Here is a 3473-nt window from a genome sequence, read left to right on the forward strand (position 1 = left end):
ACCAGCAGATCATTTTGGAGGTATTGGGTGAGCGCTATCGGCAAATTTATTCCTAAATCAGGTGCGGAATGTCGGCTAGATGACGGGTTGTCCGAGTTCAGACTGAACGGCGTGTGTGTATTTTCTCCGGGTGCGGCGACGGGCCTGGACCGCCTCTGCCAGCATGGCAAGCAGGTGTTCACTCTCTTCCCAGCAGAGGCAGGCATCGGTCACTGACAGACCGTATTGCAGCTCACCCAGAGGAGCCGGTTTCTGGTTTCCTCCCAGCAAGAAGCTCTCGACCATGACGGCGGCGATGGCTTGGCTCCCTTCGCTCAGCTGGCGACAGAGCTCTTTGGCGACCTTCAGCTGGTTCGTGTGCAGCTTCTGGCTGTTGCCATGGCTGCAATCCACCATCAGGCGAGGGGGGAGTCCCTGGCGGGTGAGGCGGTCTGCTGCCTCCGCCACATCGCTCTGGTGGTAGTTGGGCAGGGTGCCGCCACGCAGAATGATATGGCCGTCGGGATTGCCTTCGCTCTTGATCACTACCATGCCGCCCTGGCTGCCGGGGGCGGTGAAGAGATGGGAGGCGGTACTGGCCTGGATGGCATCGATGGCGACCCGGATATTGCCGTCCGTACCGTTCTTGAATCCCACGGGGCAGGGCAGTGCGGAGGCCAATTGCCGGTGGACCTGAGACTCCGTGGTGCGTGCCCCGATGGCGCCCCAGCTGACGAGATCGGCGAGATAGAGAAAGCTGGTGGTGTCGAGGAATTCGGTGGCGGTGGCGAGCCCCAGTCCATTGATGTCGAGCAGCACCTGGCGTGCCAGATGCAATCCCCGATTGATGTCGTTGCTGCCGTCCAGGTGCGGATCGAAGACCAGCCCCTTCCAGCCCACCGTGGTGCGCGGCTTTTCAAAATAGGCTCGTATGACTATCTTAAGGCTGTCTTCATAGGCGGTGGCGAGTCGTGCCAGCCGTCCGGCATAGTCCAGGGCCGCGACGGGATCATGGATGGAGCAGGGGCCAATCACGACCAGCAGGCGATCGTCTTCACCTGCCAGGATCCGGCGTGCCTGATGGCGCTGGTTGTCGATGTGCCGGGCCATGTCGGCCGGACAGGGGTGCTGCGCCAGCAGCTCGGCAGGGGTGGGTAGCGCCTCTATGGCGAAGGCGCGCATGACCGAATTCAAAACTGCCATCTGGAGTTACCTTGCTGTGCATGTGTGCGATGGGGAACCCGTATGCGGCATCCTGTTGGGAGCAGACAGATTCACGGCTTATCGCAGTTGTTGAGAATGATTGTCATTATCTTGGTGTTTGTCTCAAATGCAAGTGCAATGAAATCGCCAGGCGAAGATGGGGGGAGAGAGAACGATGGCGGGGGAACCGCAGCAAAAGCAGGCCGCTTCCCCGAGGGAAGAAGCCCGCCAGTGACAAGATAAAGAGGGGATCAGCTGTCCATCACGGCGTGCCTGTCCTGATGGTAGGCGTCTTCATCCTTGCCGCTGCGCCAGTAGGGGACTGCGTAGACCCGCTGGCGCTCGGCATCCAGGGCGCGTCTGACGTGGCGGCGCAGCGGCACGACCAAGCTCTCTTCCCCGCCAAACCAGAAATAGCTCCCCTCGGCGACCATAGGCTGGGCGGTGAAATGCGCCACCAGGGTCGCGGCCTGCTCCGGATTGCCCACGAACCAGCGCAGGTCGACGCCGGCCGGCAGCGACAGATCCTGCACGTCGTCCTGATGGGGGACCAGCAGGGCGATATGGCCGAGGGCATGGGCCGGCATCACCTCCACCATGGCGCTGATGGCGGGCAGGGCGGTGAGATCCCCCGCCATGTAATAGTGCTCGACCGTTTGCAGCATGGGGTCGGGACCGCCCGGGCCCGAGATGGCGAGCCTGTCACCCGGTTTGGCGTGCAGGGCGAAACGACTGGCGGGGCCGGCCTCGCCGTGCAGGGCGAAGTCGATGTCGAGCTCCAGCGCCTCCCGGCGAAACGCGCGTATGGTGAAGGTGCGAATGACGGGTTTCTGGGCGGGATCGAGCCAGCGAGGCCCCTTGTCGGTGGGGGTGGGCAACACTATCTCGCGCTGACCCGGTCGGGGCAGCATGATCTTGACATGAGCACCGCCACAGCTGAAGGGGTAGTCCACAAGCTCGGGGCTGGTCAGGCAGATTCGGCGCAGGTGTGGGCTCACATCCTGAACATGCTTGACGGTGAGCAGGCGGGGGCGATTGGCCGGGGCGGGTTGAGACATGGGCATACTCCTGGCTGATGATGGCGCCCATTCTTGATGAAATGAAAACTATTATCAATTGGTTTGTGGGCAGAATGGGTCGCGATTGACCTCCTCGGGACGTCCATCGCGATTCCACACTCTCTGCCTGGGTCAGGTTCGATCGCTTCCCCCCAGCGCCCGATAGATGCCTGCCATGTTGTTGAGCTGGGCCTGCTGCTGTGCCAGCAGAGCGAGCTCGGCATCCCACAGGCGGTTCTGCTCATCCAGCCAGGGTTGCACCCCGGTGGCTCCGGCCAGGAAACCGGCGCTTGCGAGCCTTTCGGCCTCCCGGGCATAGGCCCTCTGCTGCTCCAGATAGCGCAGCCGCTGATCCCCTTGCTGACGGGCGGCCAGGCCATCCTCCACTTCCAGCAGCGCGGTATAGAGCTGCTTGCGAAACTCGGTTTCGGCAATCTGGTAGTCGATGTTGGCGCTGGCGATGGAGAGCCGGGTCTTGTTGTACTCGAGGAAAGGGAGCGCCAGCGTGGCGCCCAGGGTGCCGACTGGATTTTGCAGCACCTGGGTCAGGGTATCCGAGGTGGTGCTGGCACCGCCGGTCAGGCTCAGGGTGGGATAAAAGCCGGTGCGGATCTCGTCTCCCCTCGCAAGGGTCTTGCGCAGCCTGAGTTCGGCGGCGCGCACATCGGGCCGCCGGGCCAGCACATCGGCGGGAATGCCGGCCGCCAGGGACGGGATCGGGCCCATGATCAGGGCGTCGGGAGCGTCAGCGAGCGGCCCGCTGCTGCGGCCCAGCAGCAGGCGAAGAGCATTGCCCGCCTGTGCCCGTTGCTGGGTGAGGGTGGCGAGCTCCGCCTGCTTGCCCGCCTTCTGCTGGCTGGCCTGTACCAGATCGAGTCGGGTCACGGCGCCCGCCTCGTATTTGGCGTGGGTCAGGCGTTCAATGCGCTCCAGATTGGCCAGTTGCTGGGTGCTAAGGGTAATGGCCGAGCCGAGGTAGGCCAGTTGCCAGTATTGCTCCAGGGTCTTGCCGATGAGCAGCAACCGGGTGGCGGCCAGATCCTGTTCGCTGGCTTGTGCCTCCCAGCTCGCCTGATCCCTTGCCGCGGCCAGTCTGCCCCAGAGATCCACTTCGTAGCTGAGGTTGAGGGAGGGGCCCAGGTTGCTGCTGGCGCTGCCATCTTAAATGCGAAAGGGGACTCCCTCCGACGTAGGTGGGAGGGGAATTTCGCCGGGGCGTCAGCCCCGCTGGTT

The 3473-nt window shown here is 63.4% G+C and carries 2 protein-coding genes and 1 pseudogene; all 3 read right to left on the minus strand.

Translation table 11 applies throughout. The annotated features are described in order from the left end of the window. Positions 1–75 precede the first annotated feature (75 nt). Entirely contained in the window at positions 76–1182 is a 1107-nt protein-coding gene (locus OKC30_RS20220; protein WP_270809782.1) for a 3-deoxy-7-phosphoheptulonate synthase, read from the minus strand. A 251-nt stretch (positions 1183–1433) separates the two neighbouring features. Further along, positions 1434–2240, minus strand: coding sequence for a siderophore-interacting protein (locus OKC30_RS20225; protein WP_270666952.1), 807 nt, complete (start codon positions 2238–2240; stop codon positions 1434–1436). Positions 2241–2372: 132 nt separating this feature from the next. After that, positions 2373–3383: pseudogene (locus tag OKC30_RS20230) on the minus strand (TolC family protein); the annotation flags it as partial. Positions 3384–3473: the final 90 nt, after the last annotated feature.

The sequence above is a fragment of the Aeromonas sp. QDB18 genome, from assembly GCF_027705325.1.
Classification (GTDB): domain Bacteria; phylum Pseudomonadota; class Gammaproteobacteria; order Enterobacterales; family Aeromonadaceae; genus Aeromonas; species Aeromonas caviae.